Raw genomic sequence first — 26634 nt, 5'->3', positions numbered from 1 at the left:
CAATCCCCAATTTAGTTTATAATAAAGGATAGCCCATGAAATAGTAGAAGTAGATTTGGTTCATGGCAGAAGACAAAGTAGGTGAGCACAATCAACATAATCGAAACACGAGTCCGTGGATTCATTCACGACATCCAACACCCTAAACAAAAAAAGAAAATAAATATAAATGATTTAGAACTTCAACTACGGAGACTTTTAGATAATTATTATGAAATGAATGGGTATCAGCTGTTTTACGAAGCGATTGAAAAATTGCAGGAGGAAGGCGTTCTTTCACCGATTCAAAATAGACAATATAATGGGAAGTCGCCGGCCCTTCCACTACATTACTGGGTAAATATGAAAGCCCGAGAAACGAAGTGGGATCGGTTGAAGATGATGACGTTAAGTGATAAGTTTGATTTTTCCTATTATGAGTCCCATCCAGAATATCAAACAAAAGAAGAATGGGAACGAATTGAGAAGTTATATACCTTTTTGCAAACTTCAGTGGAACGAGAAGTGGTGTCCGTGGAAGAAAGAAGTCTTGAACTGTTTGGTCATGAAAAGTTTTTGCAAGATAGGGAGCTATTTCCAGAGGGAAAAGGCTTTTTAACTCGAATTGGTGTTCCAGAAGAGAAATTGAAAATGGTGAAATACGGGGAGCCTTTTGTATTTTGGCTGAAACAAGGAAAAGAAATAAAGGATGTTCAGCGGGTTTTAATTGTGGAAAATCTAGCATTCTTCCATACTTCGATTAAGCTGTTGGAAGAAAACTTACTGGATTATGAGCCAGAACTGATTATTTATGGAGAAGGAAAGAAAATTGAACGAAGCTTTTCCTTTTTCTTTCAAATATTTCCTCCAAAAAACTATCTTATTTATTACGCTGGTGATCTTGATGCAGAAGGGTACGGGATTCTCACTCGCTTAATAGAGAATTTTCCCAATACGACAATACAGCCGGCACTCAAAATCTACCGGAAAATGCTGGAGTGCATCGATCAACGGAACAACCAAAATCGCGGACAAACACAAAACACAACATACCGGGATGCTTTCTTTCAGTGGTTTACCGAGGAGGAACAGCAGATTTTACACCAACTATGGGAAGAAAACAAACGAATTCCCCAAGAAGTATTAACAATTGAAACATGGAGGCGTTGGCTGTGAACGAATCATGGGAAGGTTTTGCAGGACGAATGCAACGACTCAATCCGCTTTTTGAGCTAGGACGAGGAATGGAAGTAGGTGAGTTAAAACCCTATCTCCAAACGATCCTCATGCAAGTGCTCCTGACAATCTTTTATCGGGAGTTAAATGATGATGACCATCGTCGCAAATCCGATATTAAATATATGGTAGAAGATACGATCAAGCAAATGAAGTTATTGGCAGACGAGAAGCAAATCGAAAGGATTACGACCGGGCTATTATATTCCGGGAAAGAAGAATATAGTCAACCATTTGAAGCTTATTATTATGATGAAATCCGACAAGCTTGGGAGACGCAAGTTTTTCGTTATGTGACGATGGACGATTTATATACGAATTTAGAAATTGGTCATTCCATTGTTTATAAGCTGACAGATGTTGCGCAAGAAATGATTTTTATGAGTAGGGAAATGGCAGAAGAATTTTCCATTACGATTGAACAACTTTATAGTATCCAGTTAATTAAAAATGGTAATTTTCGTAAGGCGACACGAAACCTCGATCACCTCATTTCACGTGTAAACCGCTTAATGGCTAATGAATTCTCCTTTCAACAGGAAATGATTAATAATCCCAAAATCCTTTTAATTGAAGCAGAAAGGCAACGAGCTGACAATCGGATGGAAATTGAAAAGCAATTTGAAGAAGAAAAAAATCACTTTCGGACGATTATGAGTATGATTGAAAGATCGAAACGTCAAAATGCAGAGGATGATAGCATTCATCGGGAACTGGTTCTGCTTCAGGAAAAGATTGGCCACTCTCGGGCATTGCATGATCGTTTTGCCAAACTTGTGATTCAAAATATTTCCTATGAAATGAAATTAAAGGCAGAAAATCCATCCCTATTTTGGGAAAACAGTTTGGTGTCCTTCAAGGAACATATTTATGAAAACGGCTTTATGAAGGATGGGGTAGAGTCGTTTGCAACGGTTGAAACCATCCTTTCACCACTATTCTCACCTAAAAACGAGTTTATTTTACCACTGGATTGGATTTGGGGAGAACAGGAATTTAATGAGAAAGAAGAAATCGATGGGCTGGAAGAAGAAGAGGATACGGAGCAGGTCGTTCGTCAGCGCATCACGAACTGGGATTCTGTTGTGAAGGCGTGGAGCTATGTGTTCCAATATCTCCAAACGTATCAAGAGTTTTCTTTAGCTGATTTGCAGGAACTGCCATTAGAAGTGCAGGATTTATGGTTTGAGGAGTATGAAACGATTGATTTATGGATGATGTTTGATAAAAAGCCATTAAAGGTGCAAGTTCTCCATCGGAATGAAGAAACTTTAAGCGATGAACGAGAAATCCTGCTCTATAAATTGATGCAGGAATATCCGCAATTCCAACCATTTGAAGGCTTAAAGATTTATACAGAGTTTGATCATCGCGCCCAGCCGATTCTCTGGTATGACATGAAAATAACTCCATTTAAAATCTGTATCGAGGAGGAGAGTCGATGAACGCAGAAATCATCAAAAAAGCGTCGGCAGTCTATTTTACCCTTTTAAAAGAAAAAGTAATGGATGAGACGAGTGAGCATTTTCAGGATTATTTTGAACCGGAAGTAAGGCAAACGGTTTTGTTAATGGCAGACGAATCTGGGACATATATTATTGAAGCCCCGAAGCGAATTCATTTAGTCGTTCAGCCAACAGGTTCCGTCTTTGCGACCAATTTTACCCATATGCGGGACAAGCATAATCAGGTCGAAACGAAGAAACATTTTCACCTGATGAGTGTGGTCTTGATGGCCTTTTTAGCAAGTATGGATCAAAATCAGGCCGCCAAGGTGCGCACGAAAAGGGATGGAATCAGCTACTATTCGTTAGAACGACAAGTGAATGACCTCATGATGAATTGGGATAATATCCTCAAAAACAATCCAAACTTTGGTGACGAAGAACGGATTGATATGAAAGAAGTTGTAACAACATGGAAGTACATGGAAGTGGACAGAGAAGATTCCGGTACAAAAAAAGCGAATAAACGGACTAGAATCGGATTGATTGCTAGTAGTATGCGGCTTCTTGAAACGGAAGGTCTTGTTGTCATTCTTGACCGCGATGATATTCCAAAAGTGATTCCGAAACAAGAGTTGTTTGAGCGGATTGAATACTTATATCATGATTACGATCGCTATGAATTTATGAAAAAACTAGTAACCGTAAAGGAGGATGAGCATGCCGAAGATACACAAGATTAGAATTGTTGGCCTGAAATATGATGGCATGCAAAAACAATATAAAGATACAACATTCCATTTTCACAATGAAGAGACCTCTGTTAATGGCCTCATCTCAATGATGAATGGGGGTGGAAAAGGGGTATTCTTACAAGCCATTTTTCAAATGGTGAAACCCGGTACGGCATGGGGAAAGCAAAACAATCGGTATTATCAGCAGTTCTTTTTTAACCAAAAGGAGCAGTTTATTCCGTATACCTTCCATATTTTGATTCAATGGGAATTAGATGGTTCAGACCATCATCACTTGATCACAGGTGGGATGTTCTCAGCGGAACAGCGGATTTCCATGAATGAGGAAGCTGGAAATGAAACTAAAACGTTGGAACAGGAAGCGAAAATCATTCCCAATATTACGTTTTATACGAGAGAATTTGAGACAAAAGAAGAAGCAGCCCTCGAGCACATCCCCCTTTATGAAGATGGCGAGGTTGCAGAAAACGAGAGTTTGAAAGATTACTTAAGATGGAATGGTTTTGATGTGTACAAGGACACAAAGAAGCATTATCGGATTCTCGATACATACGCGATTAACCGAAAAGATTGGGATATATTAAAAGATATTAACAAAGACGAAGGTGGCGTAGGGAAATATTTTGAGGGAGCCGAAGACGATCATTCCCTTTTCCAAAAACGGATTGTTCCTACGGTTAGTCAAGTATTACATAAAACCGAACATCAAAAGAATGACTTAGTGGAAATTTTTAAAAGTCAGGCAAGTATTGCAAAAGATTTACCAGTTTTGTTAAAACGAGAACAAGCCCATAAGGAGTTCCTGGAAGATATTGTTCCGTTTGAAGAACATTTAGCTACTGGTGCCCAGCATAAAGACATTGTTCAGGACAGTGTGAAGGAAGGTAGGCAGCTCCTAGGTGCATTAGAGCATTTGAAGAAGCTAGAAGAAGAAACACTCCTTTCTCTAGAAAAAGAGATGGAAAAATCAATCGAGAAACAACAAGATTTACGCTATCAAAAAGATAATTTGGCTTTTGCATTGGCCCATCGTGAGGTTGTCGACTGGGAAAAGAAATTGGCTGAAGAACGGAAGAATCATGATCAATTACAAGAGGTTGTCAAAGAGAAGCAAGAACGTAAAGACCAGTTAGCGTTTGAGCTTTTATTAAAAGAGTGGAATGAAGGGCAACAAACGATTCACTCGCTGTCCGAGGCCATTGCTAAGCTAGAGGCAAACAGTGGTTTAGAGGAAGTCAATCAAAAAATGACTGAAATCAAGGAAGAAGCAGCAAAACAATGGGCGATTTCATCGGAAGCCATACAAGCAGCCGTTCAGCAGTATTTTGGCTATCAAAAGTTTTTGAAAAAGAAAGCTACCGATCTAGCGAAACAGGATAAACAAAAGACACAAGAGATTGCTAGAATTAGCACAGAAGTGGATCGTCTTTATACCGAAATGCATACGTACGAATCCAATGAAGCTGCCTTAACGAAGGAATTTGGCGACCAATTAACGTATGATTTACCGGGATTAATCGAAAGCTTTTCGAAACAAATGGAGAACAAAAAGAAAAGAGTAGAAGACATTCAAGCGAAAACTGATGAATCGAGCGAACGGCAAAATAAACTCGCAGCAACAGAAGGAACACTGACCCAATCAATTCAGTATGCTGAAGAGAAATGTGAAGAATTATCGACTTCGCATGAGGTTCAACAAGAAAAAGAAGCGAAACTAGCATCTAAACTCCATGGTCTCCTCCATTCCGTGACAGAGCCGTTTACGCCTTCTCTTTTATCGAAATATGCGCTTGAGATAGAGGAACAATTGAAATATACGTTAGAACAAGCGGAAGGCATCAAGAAAGAATTGTGGGAGACCCAGCTGGATCATTCCTTAAATGATGAACATTTCTGGATTGCCAATAAAGATGTCAAAGAATTGAAGGAATGGATCGATGAGAAGACAGGAATCGATGTCTTTTATGGAAGTCAATTTCTTCAATCGTTACGTCCTGAAGAACTTGCGAATCACTTAGTGACCTATCCGCTTCTTCCATATGGTTTGGTTGTTAATGGACAGCAATGGGAAAAGATTAATCAACAGTTGCTCACAGGTCGCATGTTTCATAGTCCGGTTCCGATTTTCTTACGTGAGGAAATGACGAGCACTGCTGATCAAGCTTCATTTGTTATTTTAAATGGAACGGAAAATGAATTATTACGGGATAACCATCAATTTTCTAATTGGAAAATCCAAATGGAGAAATCGATTGAAGCGAAGAAAAATACGCTAAGCGAATTGGAAAAAACAGAAACCGCCTATCGTCGAATCTTAAAAGAAATCGATCGATTTGTATCGGCTGAACTTGCAACTGATATTGAAAAAACATGGAATGCTGAAAAGGGTGCTCTCCTGACCAAGAAAACAGAATTACAAGAGATCGTCACGAAGCAAGTGAAAGAAAAAGAAATCCAACTGCAGTTAAAAGAGGATTTGGAAAAGACTCAGCAAAAAGTAGAAAAGCTTACTTCGAATGTCGCTCGATTAGAAGTGTTTGAAAAGGAGAAGCATCTCTATCAAGAAAATAAACAAGTCAAACTCGAGAAAGAAAAGCAAAAGGAATCGATGCTGAAAGCGCAGGAAGAAATAAGCGAAGAATACGAAGAATTTGTAGAGTTACAAAGAAAATGGAATCATACGTTTTTGGAGTGGAAGCTGCAGGTTGAGCAATCGATTAAGGAAATTGCCTTCTTTATGGAAGATGCAGCGTTTCCGAGTGATGAAAAAGGCGAACTCACCGAAGAGGTACCTCCTTTATCGGCACATATTTTAGAAGGCATCATGGGGAGTATTGCTGAATTAAGAAACTTGCAAAAATCGAAAGAAGAACAAGCGCAAGAGTTACTCGTCAATCAAGCGAAAAAAGAAAGCGAACAGAAGCAACAAAAGAAAATCGAGAAGAAATTGAATGCGCAAAACGAAGATTGGAAGGATGCAACTGTCCCGGATGAACCGATTTCTATTATTGAAAATATGCTGCAGACTGCAAACAAGGAGTTAAGAGCGGCGGAAAAAGAAGAACGAGCACAGGGAACGGCTGTTACGGTCGCGGAAACATCGGTTCAACATGCAATCAAGGAACGAGACAAATCAGAGAAAAAAGTAGCCAAGCATGAAAAACAAGCTGAGGATTGGGAAGATCTTGATTTAGAAGTAAAAGCTGTTGAAATTAAGGACCAGACGAAGAAAACAAAAGACGAAATCAAGTTGATGGAGAAACGTCAAAAAGAATCGGAAGCGAATATAACTAGTTATGACGGTGATATGTTGACGCTCTCGGTTATTTTGAAGGAAGAATCGGTTACCTTCACAGATGAGGATATCGAAAAGATTAAGGGCCAAGGGAAATCTTGTATTCTTTCCTGGTGTGATCATCATCAAGCCTTACAAGATGAAGGGCAAGAGAAGCATGCAAAAATTGACCAATCCCTAAGGAATTTAAAACTGAGCATTGAAGGGAAGGATTGGGAGATACGATTTAAAAATGAAGTGTTAACAACACTGGATCATATGGACACGAGACATTATACCCATGTCGGGAGCATTGTGAAAAATATGAAGCGGTTCTCCCAAAGTGGGTTAGAACAATTAGAACGAGACAAGGAAAGAGCGGAAAAGGCACAAAACTTCTGGGCCAGTCGTGCCAGCATGAAAGTCATGAGTATTTCCAATGCGATTCGTTCCATGATTGGGAAAATGAAGCTAAAAAATGAACGCGGCACATTCCCACTTGTCCAGCTTAAAGAGGATATTCTACCAAAGAAAGCGGAAGAGATCGAACCTCTGTTAAGACAGCATTTCGTCTCAGCAATCAATCAAATAACGAAGCAATTTGATTTCATTGACGATACGAATCGCTCCTTAGATCAAGAAATCAAACAACTCGTTAGCGATGAGAAAATCTTATTTGTGTCACTCAGAAATCGTTACCCAGAACTCCTTGTCTATAACATGCGAACCGATAATGCATTTATGTACGGAAAACCACAACGGGAGCATTATTCGACATGGCAAACGATTAATAAAGGTTCCAAGACCAAATCGGACGGCAGTGGCGGACAAAAACTATCCGCCCGCATGGTAATGATGATGATGTTATTATCCGTGAAGAGTGAAACTGATCAAAGTTGGGTACCATTAGTCGTCGACAATCCATTCGGTCAAGCCGCATCTGCCCATGTTTTGGATCCGATTTTTGCTGTTGCGGACAAATTGAAGTTTCAATTCATCATCGTTACACCGCCTGAATTGGTCAAAACAGAAATCAGTCAACGATTTGAATCCTATTATAAACTCGACTTCATTCGTGAAAAAGGGAAAGAAATTATTTCGGACACGATTGTACCAGCTTTTCGAATCCACCAAGGTTAAGGAGTCGGGAAACAATAACAAAACAAAAACTTATACATGTAGACTTGCCCATTGGCGAGTCAGCTTTAATCAAGACAAGGGGGAGGTTATTTTCCTTTGTCTTGATTATTTTTTTCCTCCTAAAGATATATTAGATTACATAGCGTTAGTAGTTGTCATTAATTTGTAACCAGAGCGTATCCTCCTTATCATCTTAATGTCTGTTTAGTTTGCTAAATGAAATCTAGTAATCTAAATTTCAAGTTAAGAGTAAAAATAGTCCAATGGTTATCAATAGTAGCCACGTCGTTCCAGGCATGCGGCGATTTTGTGAAAACTTTATAAGATGTAATTTTTTTTAATAATTTGTTATTCCTCCTTAATCTCCGTGTTATCGGATTGATATTTTCATATGGTAACTTACAGATAGTTAGAAATATAGGGAAAACATGTTTCGTTTTTAACTAGTAATGAGAGGGAAGAAAAAGGAGGAATAACGATGGCACAGTCCAATCAATCGGTAAGGAAATATGTAATTTCTATCGCATTTGTAACTTCTTTGATTTTTACTCCAATTCTAAGTGGGAAGGTGTTTGCCAATGCTGGAGCAGGAGCATCGGAGGGAGATATTTCCATTAGCGAGAGCAATCTTTCTAATGTACACGAGCAAGAGGCAGCATCATTAAGTGAGGGGACCAAAATCCAGCAGGGGGATATAAGCACAACAGTTGAGGATATACAGAAAGAACTTCAAGAACAAGGTTATTATACATATACAATTGACGGTGTTTTTGGCCCTTTAACCGGACAAGCAGTAAGAGATTATCAAGCAGATCATCAGTTACAAGTTGACGGTATAGTAGGCCCAAATACATTAGAAACGCTAGTGTTACAAGAAATGGAATTTTCCGGAAATAACTTAACGATTACAGAGTTTAGCTCTAGCGATTCGAACATTCCATCTGATATTGTTGCCGTTGCGAAAAGTGTGATAGGTACGCCTTATGTATGGGGTGGAACAGCTACGGAAGGAATGGACAGTAGTGGTTTTATTAATTATGTGTTTCATCAAGTAGGCATTGATGATGTTTCACGAACTCATCGTGAAATGTGGGAGAATAATGGTAACTATGTAGATCATCCTAGTATCGGGGATGTCGTATTTTTTGAAGGTACTTACGACACAGAAGGAGCGTCACATAGTGGTATCTACATTGGTGATAATCAAATGATTCACACTGGAGATGACGGTGTACGTGTAGCAGATATCAGCATCGCTTATTGGCAAGAACATTATCTTGGTGCCAAATCTTTTATCGAATAATCGATTCTAAAGTTAAAATATAAGTACAAGTCTTTTTGTATGATAAAACGTTTCAATCCTGTTACAAATTTTAAGAAAGCATGCATAAGGTTTCATTTTCGTATGATTTACTTTATAATTCACACCAGATGTATTTTTAGAAATGCTTATACTTCTAGCTTAAGGAAGGAGATCGATGATGAAAAAAATAATGTTTACATTGTTAACAGGTATAATGGTTGTTACTTTAGTAGCATGCGGAGGCAACGAAGAAAGCAAAGAGGCTAAAAATGATAGTAAAGCCAAAACAGAGGAAACCGAACAGCAGCAGAAGGAACGAGAAAAGCAAATGGAAGAAATGCAAAAGAAATTAGAAGCACAGCATGTAGATAAAACGAAAACGGTTGCCATCGTGAATGATAATGAAATATTAGGAAGTGACTATAATAGCACCTTAGTATCTATACAGCAACAAATGTTGCAAATGGGACAAGATCCGACTTCTAAAGAAACTTTAGAGCAAATGAAAGAACAAACAATTGATAGCTTAGTCGGACAAACTCTTCTTCTACAAGATGCTGATAAAAAAGGTTATAAAGTTTCAGAAGCAGATATTAAAAAGCAGCTGGATGAAATGAAAAAACAGTTTAAAACAGAAAAAGAATTCGAAGACGTTCTGAAAGAGTCCGGAATGGATATGAAAACAATTGAAACTCAAATAGCTGCCAATATGAAACTGGAACAGTACGTCGAAAAAGAAGTGCCTGCTAGTGAAATATCCGATGAAGAAATTCAAAAGATGTACAATCAATTATCGGAACAAGGAAAGACCACTGGACAAGAAGTTCCAAAGCTTGAAGAAGTAAAACCGCAAATCGAACAATCTCTTCAACAGCAAAAGCAGCAAGAAAAAATCGTTCAGCAAGTTGAAAAGTTAAAGAAAAATGCGGACATTGATATTAAGATTTAAGGTTAATACATCAAAGGAACAGCCCCTTGAGCTGTTCCTTTTTGTTTTCTATCCACTTGATAGGGGTTTTAACGACTGAAAATCAAGTATGTGATCGATTAGATAAAGTACCAGTCGAAGCACCCAATTGGGTAATATTTCCAAATGAAGGGCCTTTTCCATCTACGTTACAAGAAACAATGGCAAAAACATAGCACCGATAATTTTAAAGAGCAACACTGATAACACAGAATTCGAGAAGGGGCTACTGTGGTGAACCGTACCATAAATCACCCCAAGTTTTAAAAGTAAAAAAAGAAATTGAAAAAAATGGCAGAAGTAATAACCCTAGTAATTAGCACAGGGTTATTACTTCTTTTGATTTCTTATGATGTTATAATAGTATAGTGAAATTTTCTCAAGTAGTAGAAAAATACCAAATAGGGGGATATGAATGCAGCTGAAAAGCCTAACTGTGGAAAACTTTTGAAACTTAGAAAAAGGCAAAGATTGATTTAACCAATCCAAAAGTTGTATTTACTATTAGGGAAAATTGAATCTAATTCAAACTACCCTGTAGCTTTGAGTATGAAATTTAGAAGAGTTCAAATGGACCTATATCTTAGAATTTAGCGAGTGGGAAAATAGACATTTCATTATGATGAATCTAAAAAAAGATAAGGTGGAATTTTATTCACCTAGTGATATTAAAATTTGTATAGGAGAGAGAGTATGGCACTAATCAATACAGAGAATTTAAAAAGAAAAGAAAAAAGCAGAAATAATGTACACGCGGAAGTGGATGCAACTTATACTAGTTTTATAGATGAAAATGGTGTTGAATATTTTCAAATCGATACGTATAGTTCTTCTGATGGAAAAACCCCTGGAAAGATTAGTCAGTCTATCCAATTAGATAGAAATTCGGCAATTGCGTTAATGAAGTTACTTAAGAAAGAATTGAATATCATGAAGATTAGTAAAACAGATTGATTAATTTATGGTTAAGTTTTTTCTAACTAAAGAAATAGGGTCAGTTCCATCGGCCTTACGCCAATGGGTATCACAATCCATTAATGTAATATTTTACCAATTGATTTCGGTTTTAAAATTAAAAAAATGGGAACACGGTCTCAAATTCGACCTTGTTCCCATTTTTTCTCATATTAAATTATCAAAAAAATAAACGTTATTTCTTCTTTTGTGGCTTGATAATGCCTACCTTTCTTTCAAATTCCGTCTCCTTTTCTTTAGGTATAGGGATTTTTTGACGTCCTCGTAATGTCTTACTTTTCTTTCGATGTAATTCTTCCATAAATTCGTTATAAGGTTTATATTTCTTCTTCGACTTTGTCTATAATTGTAGGATTAAAGCTAGACCATATGCGGTTATGGCAAGAAACATTTGGTTCCACACTCCTTGTGGCTTCGTGCTTCAGATCTTGACCAATTTCAGGTGTTGCTTTATCCATTTAAAAAAAGTCTCAATCATCCACCGGTAACGATAAAGAACCATGATTTGCTCCGCAGATAAATCCCATCGTGGCGTCATTAATCGATAAAGTCTTTTTTCCTCATCCTCAAATTTCACTAAACGAATGGGCTCATCTGCATAGCTATATTGAACTTTAGCATCCATAAGAATAGCTGAATGATTCGTTTCGTACTTTACTTTGGGTACAGCTCTGATTGTAGATAGCCTTTTTTAAAATGTCCTTGACAAAGGGTACATTCAATATGAATAGCGTATGTAACGAGCTTTTTTCTGACCCCGTTATTGTTGTAGTCAAGAGATTAATAGCGTCCATGAAGATATGAATTTTTATAAACTTATTTAATTGGCTGATGGAAGACGTTTATTAGAACGTAATATAGTGGATGTATTCACCAAAACAATAACCATAATACAAATGGATAGTGTACCATATTGAAATCGAATGCTGTCATTACTGGCAATTTTACTGACCCCATCAAGAACTACCGGTGATAAAAATTGTCCTAAAAATGTAAAACTAGATGTCATAGCAACCGCTCGGTCAGTTTGCTGGAACCCAGCACGATCCATTGCCTTAATCATAATAATTGGAAATAAGGATCCTTGTCCAAAACCTATTAAACAAACGCTCAATATAACAAGTGGTACACTATTTGTAAATGTTAAAATGAGAAAAGCACTTCCCATTCCAAAAAGCATAACAGGAATAACAAATCTTTTGAAAATCATTTCTACCTTTACAAGGAATAAGCTTGTAATCATTCCACCAACAGTAGTGAATGAAACAACTGTTCCAGCGAGAGCTGCACCGCCTAAATTGTTTTGTTCCAAATATAATGCTATGTTCGTTGCAATAGAGTAATATGCTAACATAATGCCGCCCATGGCTAGTGCATATCCATATACAGCAAGTGGCAATCTAGTTTTATGTTTATGTTGTGGCGCTTTTTGGACTTCTCCTTTTGGCAAGAAAAAGAAAATCATGATCATGATAACGAGACCTAAAAAATAGACATTGAAAGGGGTGCGCCATCCAAATGTTGCAAACCATCCCGCCAATAACATTGTCACAATACCACCGAAATTACTGAAAGCAGAGTTGTAGCCCATCATCTGCGTGCGTTCTTTCCCCGTGTAATAATCATTGATAAGTGACATAGATAAAGGCATAACAAGTCCTACTCCAGCACCTAATATCAAACGGAATGCCAATAGCAATTCAATGGTTGGCACAAGTTGCGGACCAATTCCTCCTATCAGGTAAATAACCAATCCAACCATAATAATCGTACGTTTCGTCAGTTTTGATGTTAAATAACTTGATAAAAAAGAAAAAGGAATGATCATGATAGAAGGAGCTGTTAATATCAATTTGATCATGGTTGGACTGGCTTCGGGAAACGCCTTTGCAATGAGCCCGAGGGCAGGTGAAATTGCAGCTCCGGCCATAACGGTAGCCATTGAAATAGATATAATAGTAGGTTTTAGCATTTTATTAATATAAATCACTTCCATTCAAATAATAAAAAAGCCTGAGGAATGGATATTCATTGTTTCCCTGACTTTCCTGTTTACCGCAATTTCAAATACAGAAATATAAATAAACAAAACATTAATCATATTCTTTCTACATATTGTCTATATTTATTGTTGCTTGTTTAAAAATGGCATTCATCATCCTTAAGTCTGTATCAGAGATGTCGTTGAATACTAATTTCATTATTTTTCGTCCTTTATTTTGTAATTCATTGAGTGTTTCTCTTCCTTTTTCAGTCAATTCCAAATGGACTACTCTACGATCTTTTTCATCTCGTATGCGGGAAATATACCCTTGCTCGATAAGTTGATTGGAAGCGGTGGTTACAGCTCCAGCAGTAACGTGTAAAGAATCTGCCAGCTCAGACATCTTTTTTGGGCCACTCTGTTCGAGTAAATACATTATATGTGATTGTGATCCGGGAAAAGTTTGCACATAAATATCTTTCCATTGATGTTCCATTTTTCTTGATAATTGCCAGAACAGTTTTTCAAATTCATCAAAATTATTCTGTCTATCCATTCTTCTCACCTCTTTATACTTTTAGCAGGTAAATACTTTAACGATTAAACTATTAATCTATTAAAGGAGTATACGGATATTTATTTATTATGTCAATATATTACTTTTCTGGAGATTAATTAATATAAAACAACCATTCGGCCTAAATAACAAATTTTAGTTAACATTTATATGCTATGCATGTGCTCGAAGAAAAGAGAATCAATAAGCGTAAGAACGTCGCTAATCTTCAATCTCAGAATAACTACAAAAATGGACAAATAACTGAAGTGTCCCACTTGACAGATTATCCTATCGATTTTATATTTATAATAGTTAAAATATTATAATTAGTAAAAATAGGGGAATGAACCATGAGTAATTCGAACAATAAGCCGGTTAAAGGGGACGCTCAATTAATGATATCCCATAGTTTAATAGTTCTTAAACTATGTTAAGTAATTCCGAAACTATTTATTCCTAAATTAATTAGTTATTATAAAGATGGAAAATTTCCATTTGATAAGTTAATTAACTAATATAACTATTATTCTACTAAAGGGAGATATGATTAAATGGAAAATGTATTACAGACAAATAAGGTAGAACAGTTTTTACAATTAAACAAAAGCTATATTGATGGTAAGTGGGTTAATGGACAAGGAAATGAAACCGTTAACATACTAAACCCTTATAACAATGAAACCTTAACAGAAGTGAAAATCGCTTCTAAACAGCAAGTAGAAGAAGCTTATAAATGTGCTGAAGATGCGCATGTAGAATGGGGGAGAAATGCAGCGTTACGTAAAAAGGTATTCCAAAAGGCTGCCCAATTTTTTGAGGATCACAAAGAGGAGATACTACATCTATTAGCAATTGAAACAGGTAGTGCACCGTTTAAAGCGCAGTTAGAATATAACATTACATTAGGGGCCTTCCAAGCTTATAGTAGTATTATTGACAAAGTCTATGAAAAGTGGAATCCAGAGCAAGAACTTATGCCTGGAAAAGTAAATGAAATTCACCGTTTACCTTTAGGGGTTATTTCATCTATAGCGCCATTTAATTTCCCACTTTACTTATCATTACGAGGGATTCTACCAGCCCTAGCTTTAGGAAATTCAGTCGTCCATAAAGCGGATATTCAAGTTGGAATCGTTTCGGGGTCATTAATCGCTAAGGCTTTTGAAGAAGCTGGTATTCCAGCGGGGGTATTTTCTTCTGTATTAACAACGCCACAAGAAATTGGCGATATCATGTTAGAAAATCAACACGTGAAACTGATTGCATTCACGGGTTCCACTCAAGTTGGGCGCCACATTTCAACTATTGCAGGTAAACACTTTAAACGCGCTGCATTAGAACTTGGTGGAAACGCACCATTCGTTGTGCTTGAAGACGCAGATGTTGATCAAGCGGTTGATGCAGCAATTTTTGGCAAATTCCTACATCAAGGCCAAATTTGCATGATTACGAACCGTTTTATCGTACATGAAAAGCATTATGAGGAATTCACAACTAAATTTGTAGAACGTGCCAAAAACGTACCTTATGGTGACCCACTTAATCCTAATACAGTAGTAGGACCACTTATCAATCAAACACAGTTACAGAAAGCAATCAAAAATGTTGAGAAGGCGAAAAATGCTGGTGTAGATGTTTTGCTAGAAGGGAAAGTAGAAGGCAATATTATGACACCTTATGTATTTGGGAATGTAGATAACTCTAGTGAGCTCGCCCAAACTGAATTATTCGCTCCAATCGCATTAGTTGTTAATGCAGCGAGTGATGAAGAAGCCATGGCCTTCGCAAGTGATACGGAGTTTGGTTTAAGTTCGAGTTTATTCACTAACGATATCGAAAAGGGACGTGAATATGCAATAGGACTTGAATCCGGTATGACTCATATCAATGACCAAACCGTAAATGACTTACCGAATGCTCCATTTGGTGGCATGCGTAACTCAGGTGTTGGACGTTTTGGAGTCCCGTTTGTCATTGACGAATTTACACAGTATAAATGGATATCTATTCAAGAGGAAAAGCGGGAGTATCCGTTTTAAACAAGGCTTATTGGTGGAATCCTGAATAGTTGCTTTAAAATGTGAAAAGTATACTTTCTTACGGTATTGTTTAATCAAACTAAACAATCTAAGAAATGTATACTTTTTTTCTTATGGAGAATATTTCATAAAATAAATTCTTTCTTCGTTTACGGTTAGTCTAGCCGAGCTTTTCGGAATTTGCTAGTATTCTTAATAAAACGGATAAAGATTATGTTGTAACCAAGTGTCATCTCAGTGCCTTTTTGTTACAGATGTAGATTTACAACTCCCCCGTCGTGGTACTGATACGATTGTTATCGGTGGCATTTGAACTCAATTGACCTCCTACAAATCCCATTGGAACACCCTTATAAATAATGAATTTTTTCACATTTACAATAGCATTTCCCTGATAAGGGTGTTGAATCTTATTGTTTTTTATTCTCGTCTAATTACATATTTAAGGTTATAGCCCCTGGTTCCATCGCTGCTGATATTGCAAGTGAGTCAAAAACCCCATTTTTAAATGGACTTACAAGTTTAATCTGGTGGGCAATTTTAACGATATTAGTTGGTTATATTGGGTTGAAATCTTCAAAAGCAAGGGTAGCAATAGATGGACAGCCTAATGTGGTTATTAAACAGGGAAAAATATTAGAAAATGAATTAAGCAAATTACGACTAAATATGGATGATTTAAGCATGTTGTTACGAGAGCAAAAAGTTTACTCTGTACAAGACATTGAGAATGCTGTATTTGAACCAAATGGTAAGGACGATGTTAGATGCGGGTCGTGGTAATCCGAATTGGATTGCAGCTACACCTCGAGAAGCGCTCTTTGGAATAACTATCCTTTCTTAGTTGAAGTCTTCATTCCATACGTTATGCGGATACTTGGAAGATGATCAAACTACTTATCATTAATCTCTGGTGTAAAGGAATATGAAGAGATGGCAAAGAAAACATTGGAAGTTGTAAGTTCAGAATGGGTGGTAGTATCTAATCCCTCGTGAAAGAGTGAAACATAAAGAGTTCCAATAAGATGATTCCCAACCTCACTACAGTGTAGTTGGGAATTTTCTAGTAAAAGAGACCACCCATAAGCAAAATCCTTATGTGCAGCTTATCGTTAATTATGTCATTTAAAATGCGGCAGTCCATCCACCATCAGCAGTAACAACTGTACCATTGACAAAGCTTGCATCATCTGACGCTAAGAATAATGCTACTTTTGCTATTTCTTCCGGTTGTCCCATTCTTGGCATCACTGCTTGAACAGCTTTCGTACGTTCCATGCCAAATTCATTAATATTCTGCATAGAGGAACCTATATTCGTCGCTACACCGCCTGGGGCAATGGCATTACAACGAATCCCTTTTTGCGCATACATATAACCGGTATTTTTGGTAAGTCCAATGACCGCGTGTTTGGATGCGCCATATGTTGCACCTGCATGGGCTCCATTTAATCCACCAGTTGAAGCGGTATTAATGATTACGCCGCTTTCTTTTTCTAGGAAAATAGGTAGTGCCTTACGTATTGCTCTCATCACGCCTTTTGTATTTACGTCAAAAATTAAGTCCCAACGTTCGTCAAGGATATCACCAACTGGTTCAAAGCCATCCATGATTCCAGCATTGTTTACGAGAATATCTAACGTTCCATATTCCTGTACTGCGGTATCAATCATGTGATTGATGTCTTCTTGTTTGGCTACATTGACTTGAACCGCTTTTGCTACGCCATTATTTTCTGTGATTTCTTTAACAACTGCTTCAGCACCTTCTAAGTTAAGGTCGGAAACAATTACTTTTGCCCCTTCTTTTGCATACAATTTTGCAATCGCTTTCCCCATACCTGAGGCTGCTCCAGTTACAATTGCTACTTTATCTTTTAATTTCATCTTCATTTCCCCCGATATAATTTTTATTGAACAACTGTTCATTAAAAATTATACTGGATAAGGTGGAGAAGTACAAACAACGGAAAATGCAAATTATGTTGAATAATCAACACTTATTTTAATATGTGTCCAATATGGGAGTGAAATAATTTGAAAAAAGATCTACGAATTATAAAAACGCAGGAAAGTTTACGACATGCGTTATTAACGTTGCTAAAATCAAAACCCTTGGAAACAATTACAATCGCAGAATTATGTCGCTTAGCGAACATTAACCGGGGAACGTTTTATTTACACTATAGAGATGTTCACGGCGTTTTTAAACATTACTTAGAAGTGATTATAGAGGATTTTCGCCAATCTTATGAGGAGCCATATTATAAAACCAACTTTCATATTCAGAATATCAAAGCGGACATGGTAAAAATCTTTCATCACGTAAAGAAATATCAAGATTTTTACCAAATTATATTTGATGAACGTATTCCAATGACGTACTATTATTTACTTTTTGACACGATCCGTTCGTTTATGAAAGAAAATTTAGATGATAGCCCATGGATGGGAGAACCTAATATAAAATTGGAATATCTACTTAGCTATCAAACAAATGCAATCCTAGGTATTTTAATGGAATGGCATCGACAAGAATATAAGACGTCAATCCAAGAGCTAAATCAGCAACTGATTGCAATTTTATCCATTAATAATCTGTTCACTAGAGGCTAAATAAAGAGTATAGGGTAGTTTCGAATGTGAAAATAGCGAACGATTAAATCAAAAGCACGGGAGGGAGTAGTAGATCCTAGGGAAGCAACGTGATAATTTTCCAAGGGACTGTCCTTATCTATCTAAAGGAGTATGGAAGCGGGGGATTGGACTAAAACTATTATCAAAAAAACCATACATATCATCTCATACAAAAATAGAACGGCCCAGTCTGAATAAAGAAATTCAAACTGAGCCGTTCTATTTTAAAGCTATAAATGTTACATATCCATTGTTATAAACTCATCGAATTTAATCCTAACTTATCTTATTTTTAATATCAAAGTTATGATTGTCTTTCTTTTTCTTTGATAATAGATTGGTTAGAGCTTCGGGAAGAGCTATTAATGCTGGTAAAAAGATTGGGAGCAGGATAAAGCAAAGTACGATTAAACCAACTATTACTGCAATAGCCAATTCAGATAAAAGTACAATTCCCGCAGGCATCAGTGTTGCAAAAGTGCCCCCAAGTATGATTACTGCTGAAATAATGACTCCACCAATTTGTTTAGAAGCTAATACAATGGCTTCTTTAGGTGATAGATCCGGATATTCTTTGTACCGCATCATTAAGAAGATGCTGTAATCTACTCCTAACGAGACTATAATGATAAAGGAGAAGAATGGAACAAAGGAAGATAACCCTTCATAACCAAGTAGGCTTAAGAAAATAAAGTTTGTAATGAACATCGCAGCATAGTATGCACCGACAAGGGATGCTGTTATGAAAACTGGTGTCCAGAATGATCGTATGACAAAGAATAATACGAGTAATACACCAATAATAACGATGATCGTTGTTTTATTTAAATCTCGAGATAAGATATCGTTCATATCATTAGTTGTCGCACTTGATCCCGTTGTTCCACTTTCGGCATCTGAAAGAACGGTTCCTTTCAGTCCATCCGAAAGCGTTGAATTAATTGTATCAATGGTTTGTAATGCTTCAGTTGAATAAGGATCGTCATTTAAGATAATCGTCATTTTTGTTATTTTTCTATCATCAGACATGAAGGAATCTAATGATGCTTTAAAGTCTTCGTTTTCAAGTGCTTCTTTTGGCATAAAGAAATTCTTATCTTTATTTAGCTGAGATAAATAGTTATTCGATTGGCCAATCCCATCCGAAATTTGTTCCAATCCATTGTTTACTTCAGATAATTGTTCTCCAAACGTATTGAATCCGTTAAGACCGGCTACAAGTTCTTGTTGACCCGATTTCATTTGGCCAAGTCCATCATTTACACTGTTCATATTGGTTACAATCGTTTCTAATCCAGATGATGCTTGTCCAAGTCCTTCTTTCAGTTTTTTCAAGCCATCCGTCATTTGATTTAAACCACTGCTCATGCTTGCAAGATTATCATTCGCTGTACTGAAACCATCCGTTACGGCATTGTAATTATCATTTAATGCTTTTATTCCTTCAGGTGTAATTTCACTTAAGGATGCATTTAACTGCTCGAACGTTTGCTTTAGTCCTTGATAATTCGCATCAGCGTTCGCATCTGGAAAACTACTTCCTATGGCATCTATCATAGGCTGCATTTGGGAAATGGCACTTTTCACACCGAGAAGGGCCTGAGCAACTTCTTGATAATTCGTTCCCATTTGTTGATAGCCCGTTTGCATTTTTTCGTAATTTTCAGCGAGTGTTGCTACACCACTACTCATCGTTGAAAGATTAGTTTCTATCACAGCAATCCCGTTTTTAATCGTTTCGGGGTTACTTGTTCCATCATCAATGCCGGCTTGGATATCCTTTAATCCACTTGTTAGGGCAGTGACACCGTCTTGAAGGGAAGCCGTACCTTCCATCATTTGATCGACTTGTGAAAAATCTGCGGAGCTTAGTTTTTCCTGAGCTTCCTTCATCCCATCATTTATATCGTTCACGCCATCTTGTGTTTGGGATAAACCATCTGTAACAGTCTCCATTTGACTAGAAACGTAAAAATCATCAATATTTTCCCCGAGAGGCTGCGTTACGGAGGAAACTTGTTTCACTCCTTTAATACTTTTAAGCCTTTCTGTGATATCATCAATGACTGCAAGAGACTCATTGTTATCAAGGGCTTGATCACTCTCAATAACAGCGGTAGCTGGCATGGATTGTCCTTTACCGAAGTGTTCGGAGACCAAATTAATAGCCTTAGAGGACGGATAACTATCTCCAAGTTCTCCAACTGTATCAAAATTCAACTTTTCTTGATGGAAGAGGACCATAGGCCCAATGATTAGTAGAATGATGATTGTAATAATAATAGGATGCTTTGTACCAAGAGAAGATGTTGCACCCCAGAATTTATTTTCTTTATGTCCACCGACATTCTTAGATGGCCAAAATATTTTTTTGCCTAACACCTTCATGATAAAAGGAGTTAACGTTAAAATTTCTAGTAACAATATCGAAACACCAATTACGACAACGACACCAGATTGATAGATTGGCGATTCGGAAAAAACGAGCGCAAGGAAAGCGATAAATACGGTAAGAATACTATATGCGATTGTTTTTCCTGCTGTTTTATACGTATTGATAATAGAGTCATCTATGGAATGGCCACGTGATAGTTCCTCCTTAAATCGATTAAAGAGAAGAATATTATAATCCGTACCAATCCCAAAGAGTATCAACACTAAGAGCATTTGCGTAAGACTGGTTACTGGAAATCCAGCTTTATCAATGAGTTGAGCAGCAATTCCCATAGAAGTAAGATAGGAAAAGGCTACTGCCATTAGAGAAACTACAGGAGTCACGACAGACCTAAATGCAAGTACTAGCACAACTAAAATAAAGATAACGGTTAATGCAGCACTTTTTTCTACTCCTGCTTGGGTAGCCTTTAGATAATCATTATTGATAAAATCTTCCCCACTAAGATAGTGCTCAACAGGTACGTCTTTCAGTTTGCTTTCAAATTGTTCTTGGATGTCGTCAATTTCTCGACCTTTTTTATCCAACTTATAACTCACCATTAGGGTTGTACCATCTTCAGAAACTAATGAGCTTTTTGCATCAGGCATACTGAAGGGGTCTATCATATCTGTAATCCCAAGCTCTTCGCTACTATCACTGATGGATTTTACTACATCCCCGATCTGGTCCATCTCATCATTTGAAATTTTATCTTCATCGTAAAAGACAATCAGGTTGTCCGTTCCTTTTGTCGTATCCATCTTTTCTAAAATTTGATTGGCAACGACAGAGGGGCTATCACTACTCGTACCTTCTTGTCCTTGATCCCGAAGTATGGCATTGACATCCGGCTGAAAAACGGTAAGTAATATCGTTGCAATGACCCAGATTGAGAATATTGCCCAACGTCCTTTTATAATGCTTTTCACTTTGTATCCTCCCAATTTCAATTAAAATGCTTATTTTCTATGTTGATCTTTCTCAGGAAAGTACAAAATGTCTAGGAATTCACGATTTTCCATTCCTTCTTCTATCATTTTATCCTTCACAGCCGAGACCAATAAGTGCATTCCTTTCTCCACAATCTCCTGTTCATTAGGATTTAAGAGTTTTAATACATCGATTAATGACTGATTCGTCAACTTCGATATACTCTCATGAATATCCTCCGCAAGCCTATTAGACAATGAAATATCTACTAATCTCTTGTCCTTAGGATTAGAATTTTTGACGAGAAAACCTTTGGAAACAAGTCTATCGACAATGTCTGAAACAGTACTTTGCGTCATTTTTAGGTTTTGCGAGAGTTGCTTAATACTAACAGTTTTATGAGCATAAACTTCACCGAGTACCCTTACTTGGGGAATGGTAACTCCATGTTCCTCCGCTTGTTTCTGAAGGCTTTTCATCGTGTAGCGATGGATAAAATCAATAGACTCTCCAAGAAACTCAGCTAGATCCATAATATCTCACCTCCGAATCGATTCATCGTGTACGATACATCGTATACGATATATATTATTTTACCTTAACCCAATTGTCAAGAGCAAAAGTGTTAGATTCACCGGAAACTGAATATAGAGTTATCAGTAGTTTCCATAAAACCCCATAACTAAGTAAGAATCTTTGTTATAGCTTAAAGCTATGGCGAACAATAGACCTTAAGTATTATGCTATATCAATTTCTGATGATAAACTAACCTTAAATCAAATGGGAGAGGGGTAAATGATAATGAGAAAAAGAAGTTTAGAACAAAGGTTAAAAGAAGGTACTGTCATTGTAGGAGAAGGGTATTTATTTGAATTAGAACGTAGAGGATATTTACAAGCGGGATCTTTTGTACCTGAAGTAGCTTTGGAACACCCTGAGGTTTTAAAACAAACATATCGGGATTATATGAATGCGGGTTCAGATGTTGTTTTAGCTTTTACCTATAATGCTCACCGTGAAAAAATGAGAATTATAGGTAAAGAACATTTACTTGAGCCATTAAACCGAAGTGCGATACGCTTGGCAAAGGAAGTAGCAAAAGAACATCCGATAGAGGAAGCATTAGTGGCAGGTAACATTTCGAATACAAATATCTTTGATCCTGAAGATCCTGAATCTAAGGAAAAAGTAAGAAGTATGTTTGCGGAGATGGTCAAATGGTGTAAAGAAGAAGGAGTAGATTTTATAAATGCTGAAACCCTTTATTACCACGAAGAGGCTGTTATTGCGTTAGAAGAAATTCAAAAACAAGACTTGCCGGCAGTTGTTACATTAGGGCTGATGGGTGAAAATATATTGCGCGATGGTTATACAGTAGAAGAATCTTGTAAAATTCTTTCGGAAAAAGGTGCGTTAGTGGTTGGAATGAACTGTTTCCGTGGTCCAGACACAATGCAACCATTCCTAAAGAGAATTCGGGAAGAGGTAGAAGGTTTTGTTGGTGGATTACCAATTCCTTATCGAACGTCAGAAGAACACCCGACATTCTTTAACTTACCTGATGGAGGATGCAGTTGTTCGCTACCGACTGAAACAACTTTCCCAACATCGTTAGATCCTCTATATCATAATCGGTATGAATTAGCGGCTTGGGCGAAAGAAGCACAAAATATTGGTATTAATTATATTGGCCTTTGTTGCGGAGCATCACCTGCTATGTTAAGGGCAGTAGCAGAGGCGACAGGGAACCAAACAGTTAACTCTAAATATTCACCAGATATGGAGAAGCACTTCTTATTCGGGACAGATAAAACATTAAAAAATCATAATCTTAACTACCGTACAAAAGCATAAGTATTAGGCAAACTTAGTCCCTCACTTCACTAAAGTGATAGAGAAGTGAGGGACTGGCTTCATGAATCCTTACTCCCCCCAAGGATCCTGGGGTGTAGCAACGCTTAGAATTAACCATTTCCTATTGGACTTCTACAAATCCCCATTGGAACCCCCTTATGATTAATGATTTCTTTTACATTCAAAATAGCATTTCCTTGATAGACTAATTCCATAATAGTTTCTATTTTGTCGCTTTCTTGTTTACTAATTTTTTGCTTCATAAGCATTTTTTGAAACCATTGACTTATTTCCGTTGGGTAAACATTCCCAGCAATGGAAGAGAGACGATCATATCCATATAATACTTTTTCCTCTAAATCTTCTTCTCCACCAGCATAAAAATAAAAATTACCTCTTGGCATCCCATTTTTTATGCTATCCACTTTTTCTTTATTGCCAGCATCTTTTATTCCAACCACTAGGTTCATCTTAGTTAATTGAATAATACTTTCTGCTGATAAATCAAATCCAGTTCTTTTTGGATTATTATATAAAATGGTAGGTTTATTGCTATAATGTATAATCCTCTTGGCATATATGAATGCTTCTTCTTGAGTCGGTCTAATATATGGTGGGTACCCAAGCATAATACCAGATAACCTTGTATTACGAATCTTTTTAGCCAGTTGTTCAGCTTCTTTCTGTCTAATTGAAGCCACACCAAATATAATTTCCATATTACAAATAAGTTCTTCTTCTATTTCTAAACCGTTTATTAAGTCCATTTTCTCATGGAGGTTTAAACTATGCTGTTCTCCGGTAGTTCCCGAAACAAGAACAGATTTTACTCCTTGTTTATACAAGTCTTTTATATGGCTAATTGTCCCCTGAATATTTAATGATTCATCTTCATAAAAAGCTGTTGGCACGGCAACATGAATTTTTTCATTCAACATGGTGATATCCCCTTTATCCTTTTTATATAGAAACACGTTATTCTTTCGTTCCTTTACACCCATATTCGAAAACTTCTCTCGGAATGCCCGAAAACATACTATTAATTAATCTATTCAAGAATACAAAGCGATAATCCTTCTTAGGGCAGAGGTTTGCTAGGCACATAAAAAGAAGATAGGGGATGTAATCCTATCTTCTTTTTATGTGTATTAAGGGGCAATTAATGCGATAAGTTGATCATCTTCTTCTAAGTTTATTTTTTCCCTAAGGGTTATTAAATCAATCTCTCCACTTTTTCTTCGTATACATAATGGTGTTCCATTTAGTTTTAGTTCATTCTTTTTCATACTACCTTTTTGGGGGATATTCATAGCTTGAATCGTAAATCCAATGTTCACTTTTCGGTTCAATTCCCTAAAAACATCATTCTCCCCAAAGAGAATATGGGAATGAAGGGAAACTGGTACATTACTATCTTCATTATTGGAGACCAGAGCAAATGTATGGTTATAACCAAATTCAGGAACAAATGATTGGCATACGAGAGCGTTATATGCCGCATCTCCTGTCATCGCCATGATTTTTTCATATGGAGTCAAGTCAAGATCATACCCGGAATGTTCTGTTAAAATCTCTCCATGAAAGGTGGTAATACCTAGTTTTTTAGCTTGATATAAACGATCGTTCGATGTATCACTGATCAATACTGGCGTACCCATTTTGTTTAATTGGTCTGCAAATGCAATAGCAAAACTACTCGCACCAACAATTAATATTCCTGGTGGTTCGGTATTCGCAAGGTTTAGTTTTTTTGCAATGGGGCCAAGTGAAAAGCCATGTACACAAACGGTAATGAACACAAGTGCAAATGTTAATGCGGTTAATATTGAAGCATCTGCATACCCATCATCAACTAATAATTCGGCAAAATATCCTGAGACGGTTAAAGCAACGATTCCTCTTGGTGCAATCCACCCGATAAGTGTTTTTTCTTGCATGGTTAGCTCTGTTCCAATGGTTGAAATAAATATGGAAAGAGGCCGGACAAGAAAAAGCATAACTAGTACAAAACTAATAATCGGCCAGCTAAAAACTTCTAATATTGTTTCTCTTGTTAAAGAAGAGGTTAAAAGAATGAAAATAGTGGACGTTAATAATACGGATACATTTTCCACAAAATGTCCAATGCTTCCAATCGAACGCACATATTTTTTTGTTCTTCCTAGAGTAATTCCCATTGCAGTAACAGCAAGCATTCCCGTCTCATGCATCACTACTTCCGCTAAAGTAAAACAAATAAATACAAAGGATAAAATAATTGGCGTTTTTAGATATTCAGGAAATAATCCCTTATCAACAAGAACACTAATGAGTAAGCCAATTCCAATTCCAAGCAAGATCGCTACGATAGCCGCCAAAAAGAATGGAGCTAAATCTATAATATGAAAGGAGTAGTTCGTTGTAATTTTAATTATTTCGTATGCCAATAATGCTAGAAGTGGCCCGATTGGATCAACGACAATACCTTCCCATTTCAATACTGCAGCTGTTCTCGGTTTTAACTTTGCCTGTCTAAGTAGCGGAATAATCACGGTCGGCCCTGTTACCACAAATAGCCCACCAATAATGAAGGAAATTTCTAAACTTAGATTAGCAACATAATGCGCTGTTAATGATCCTCCAATCCAAGCAAGAAAAGCTCCTAACGTGACTACTCTAAATACTGATTTGGAGATGCCTTTTAATTCACGGATATCTAAACTTGTGCTACCCTCGAATAAAATAACAGCAACCGCGAGAGAAATAATAGGGCTGTATAAAGCTCCTAGTGCATCCTTAGGATTAAAAAGTCCCAGGACGGGTCCTATCAATAGGCCGGCAATAGACATAATAACGATGGAAGGCCATTGTATCTTCCATGCTAACCATTGTGAGAAAATACCAAGTACAATTATGATTACAATTGCAATTAATGCATATTCTTGTATGCTCATCACCCTCTAACTTTTATCGCAGGTTAACTGGCTGTAAGACCCCATTTCAAGAAATTGAGGAGAATCTAACAATTGTAAGTGGGGGACGGGCAGCCAGTAAAAGCCCGATTCGTTCAACTAACAGTCAGTTTAACTCTATCTTTGGCATCCGTATAGTTTAACCTCGCTTAACTTTTTTTATCCACA

The 26634-nt window shown here is 37.0% G+C and carries 20 protein-coding genes; 12 read left to right on the top strand and 8 right to left on the bottom strand.

Features of this window, described 5'->3' with window-relative positions:
- Positions 1-81: 81 nt before the first annotated feature.
- The 8 genes from A9178_RS01345 to A9178_RS01315 all read left to right on the top strand — a co-directional run bounded on the left by A9178_RS01345 (position 82) and on the right by A9178_RS01315 (position 11053).
- The gene (locus A9178_RS01345) at positions 82-1155 is read left to right on the top strand and encodes a Wadjet anti-phage system protein JetD domain-containing protein (protein ID WP_068672119.1); all 1074 of its coding nucleotides are present in this window, start codon (positions 82-84) and stop codon (positions 1153-1155) included.
- A complete protein-coding gene (locus tag A9178_RS01340; protein ID WP_068672118.1) occupies positions 1152-2660 on the top strand; it encodes a hypothetical protein in 1509 nt (502 codons plus the stop codon). The genes A9178_RS01345 and A9178_RS01340 overlap by 4 nt, the downstream gene beginning before the upstream one ends.
- Positions 2657-3403: a DUF6063 family protein gene (locus A9178_RS01335; RefSeq protein ID WP_068672117.1), complete on the top strand. Its 747-nt coding sequence runs from the start codon at positions 2657-2659 to the stop codon at positions 3401-3403. The genes A9178_RS01340 and A9178_RS01335 overlap by 4 nt, the downstream gene beginning before the upstream one ends.
- Positions 3381-7829 carry a coiled-coil domain-containing protein gene (locus A9178_RS01330; RefSeq protein WP_068672116.1) on the top strand — a complete coding sequence of 1483 codons (4449 nt, stop codon included), beginning with the start codon at positions 3381-3383 and terminating at the stop codon, positions 7827-7829. Before A9178_RS01335 ends, A9178_RS01330 begins: the two co-directional genes overlap by 23 nt.
- A gap of 478 nt (positions 7830-8307) precedes the next feature.
- Positions 8308-9132 (top strand): C40 family peptidase, encoded by an 825-nt coding sequence (locus A9178_RS01325; protein WP_068672115.1) that lies wholly within the window; start codon positions 8308-8310, stop codon positions 9130-9132.
- A gap of 178 nt (positions 9133-9310) precedes the next feature.
- On the top strand, positions 9311-10081 hold the full coding sequence (locus A9178_RS01320; RefSeq protein ID WP_068672114.1) for a SurA N-terminal domain-containing protein: 771 nt from the start codon (positions 9311-9313) through the stop codon (positions 10079-10081).
- Positions 10082-10107: 26 nt separating this feature from the next.
- Entirely contained in the window at positions 10108-10275 is a 168-nt protein-coding gene (locus tag A9178_RS18495; RefSeq protein ID WP_197482148.1) for a hypothetical protein, read from the top strand.
- Between the two features lie 517 nt (positions 10276-10792).
- The gene (locus A9178_RS01315; protein ID WP_068672113.1) at positions 10793-11053 is read left to right on the top strand and encodes a hypothetical protein; all 261 of its coding nucleotides are present in this window, start codon (positions 10793-10795) and stop codon (positions 11051-11053) included.
- Positions 11054-11495: 442 nt separating this feature from the next.
- Here A9178_RS01315 and A9178_RS19610 read toward each other — a convergent pair whose 3' ends face one another.
- The 3 genes from A9178_RS19610 to A9178_RS01305 all read right to left on the bottom strand — a co-directional run bounded on the left by A9178_RS19610 (position 11496) and on the right by A9178_RS01305 (position 13614).
- Positions 11496-11612 carry a transposase gene (locus A9178_RS19610; protein ID WP_369801940.1) on the bottom strand — a complete coding sequence of 39 codons (117 nt, stop codon included), beginning with the start codon at positions 11610-11612 and terminating at the stop codon, positions 11496-11498.
- A gap of 282 nt (positions 11613-11894) precedes the next feature.
- Positions 11895-13046 (bottom strand): MFS transporter, encoded by a 1152-nt coding sequence (locus A9178_RS01310; RefSeq protein ID WP_068672112.1) that lies wholly within the window; start codon positions 13044-13046, stop codon positions 11895-11897.
- 136 nt (positions 13047-13182) lie between these two features.
- On the bottom strand, positions 13183-13614 hold the full coding sequence (locus A9178_RS01305) for a MarR family winged helix-turn-helix transcriptional regulator (protein WP_068672111.1): 432 nt from the start codon (positions 13612-13614) through the stop codon (positions 13183-13185).
- A 554-nt stretch (positions 13615-14168) separates the two neighbouring features.
- On the opposite strand from A9178_RS01305, the gene A9178_RS01300 reads away from it, so the two are divergent.
- Both A9178_RS01300 and A9178_RS19090 read left to right on the top strand, forming a co-directional pair.
- Complete coding sequence (locus A9178_RS01300; RefSeq protein ID WP_068672110.1) at positions 14169-15656, top strand: aldehyde dehydrogenase family protein; 1488 nt, start codon at positions 14169-14171, stop codon at positions 15654-15656.
- A 567-nt stretch (positions 15657-16223) separates the two neighbouring features.
- The gene (locus A9178_RS19090; RefSeq protein ID WP_068672109.1) at positions 16224-16439 is read left to right on the top strand and encodes a YetF domain-containing protein; all 216 of its coding nucleotides are present in this window, start codon (positions 16224-16226) and stop codon (positions 16437-16439) included.
- A gap of 342 nt (positions 16440-16781) precedes the next feature.
- Here A9178_RS19090 and A9178_RS01290 read toward each other — a convergent pair whose 3' ends face one another.
- Positions 16782-17543, bottom strand: coding sequence for an SDR family oxidoreductase (locus tag A9178_RS01290; RefSeq protein ID WP_068672108.1), 762 nt, complete (start codon positions 17541-17543; stop codon positions 16782-16784).
- A 150-nt stretch (positions 17544-17693) separates the two neighbouring features.
- Between A9178_RS01290 and A9178_RS01285 the strand changes: the two genes are divergently transcribed.
- Complete coding sequence (locus A9178_RS01285; protein WP_068672107.1) at positions 17694-18272, top strand: TetR/AcrR family transcriptional regulator; 579 nt, start codon at positions 17694-17696, stop codon at positions 18270-18272.
- 297 nt (positions 18273-18569) lie between these two features.
- Here A9178_RS01285 and A9178_RS01280 read toward each other — a convergent pair whose 3' ends face one another.
- Together A9178_RS01280 and A9178_RS01275 are read right to left on the bottom strand one after the other, a co-directional pair.
- The gene (locus tag A9178_RS01280) at positions 18570-21659 is read right to left on the bottom strand and encodes an MMPL family transporter (RefSeq protein WP_068672106.1); all 3090 of its coding nucleotides are present in this window, start codon (positions 21657-21659) and stop codon (positions 18570-18572) included.
- A 30-nt stretch (positions 21660-21689) separates the two neighbouring features.
- On the bottom strand, positions 21690-22193 hold the full coding sequence (locus tag A9178_RS01275) for a MarR family winged helix-turn-helix transcriptional regulator (protein WP_082918046.1): 504 nt from the start codon (positions 22191-22193) through the stop codon (positions 21690-21692).
- Positions 22194-22462: 269 nt separating this feature from the next.
- On the opposite strand from A9178_RS01275, the gene A9178_RS01270 reads away from it, so the two are divergent.
- Positions 22463-23515, top strand: a complete 1053-nt coding sequence (locus tag A9178_RS01270; RefSeq protein ID WP_068672104.1) for a homocysteine S-methyltransferase family protein — start codon at positions 22463-22465, stop codon at positions 23513-23515.
- Between the two features lie 110 nt (positions 23516-23625).
- Here the strand turns inward: A9178_RS01270 and A9178_RS01265 are convergent, their stop codons facing one another.
- Both A9178_RS01265 and A9178_RS01260 read right to left on the bottom strand, forming a co-directional pair.
- On the bottom strand, positions 23626-24453 hold the full coding sequence (locus A9178_RS01265) for a dihydrodipicolinate synthase family protein (protein ID WP_068672666.1): 828 nt from the start codon (positions 24451-24453) through the stop codon (positions 23626-23628).
- 210 nt (positions 24454-24663) lie between these two features.
- Entirely contained in the window at positions 24664-26448 is a 1785-nt protein-coding gene (locus A9178_RS01260) for a cation:proton antiporter (protein ID WP_156520668.1), read from the bottom strand.
- Positions 26449-26634: the final 186 nt, after the last annotated feature.

The sequence above is a fragment of the Oceanobacillus sp. Castelsardo genome, from assembly GCF_001659985.1.
In the GTDB taxonomy this organism is placed as follows: Bacteria; Bacillota; Bacilli; order Bacillales; family Amphibacillaceae; genus Oceanobacillus.
The sequence above is the reverse complement of the archived record's forward strand: the minus strand, read 5'-3'. Positions and strand labels throughout refer to the sequence as shown.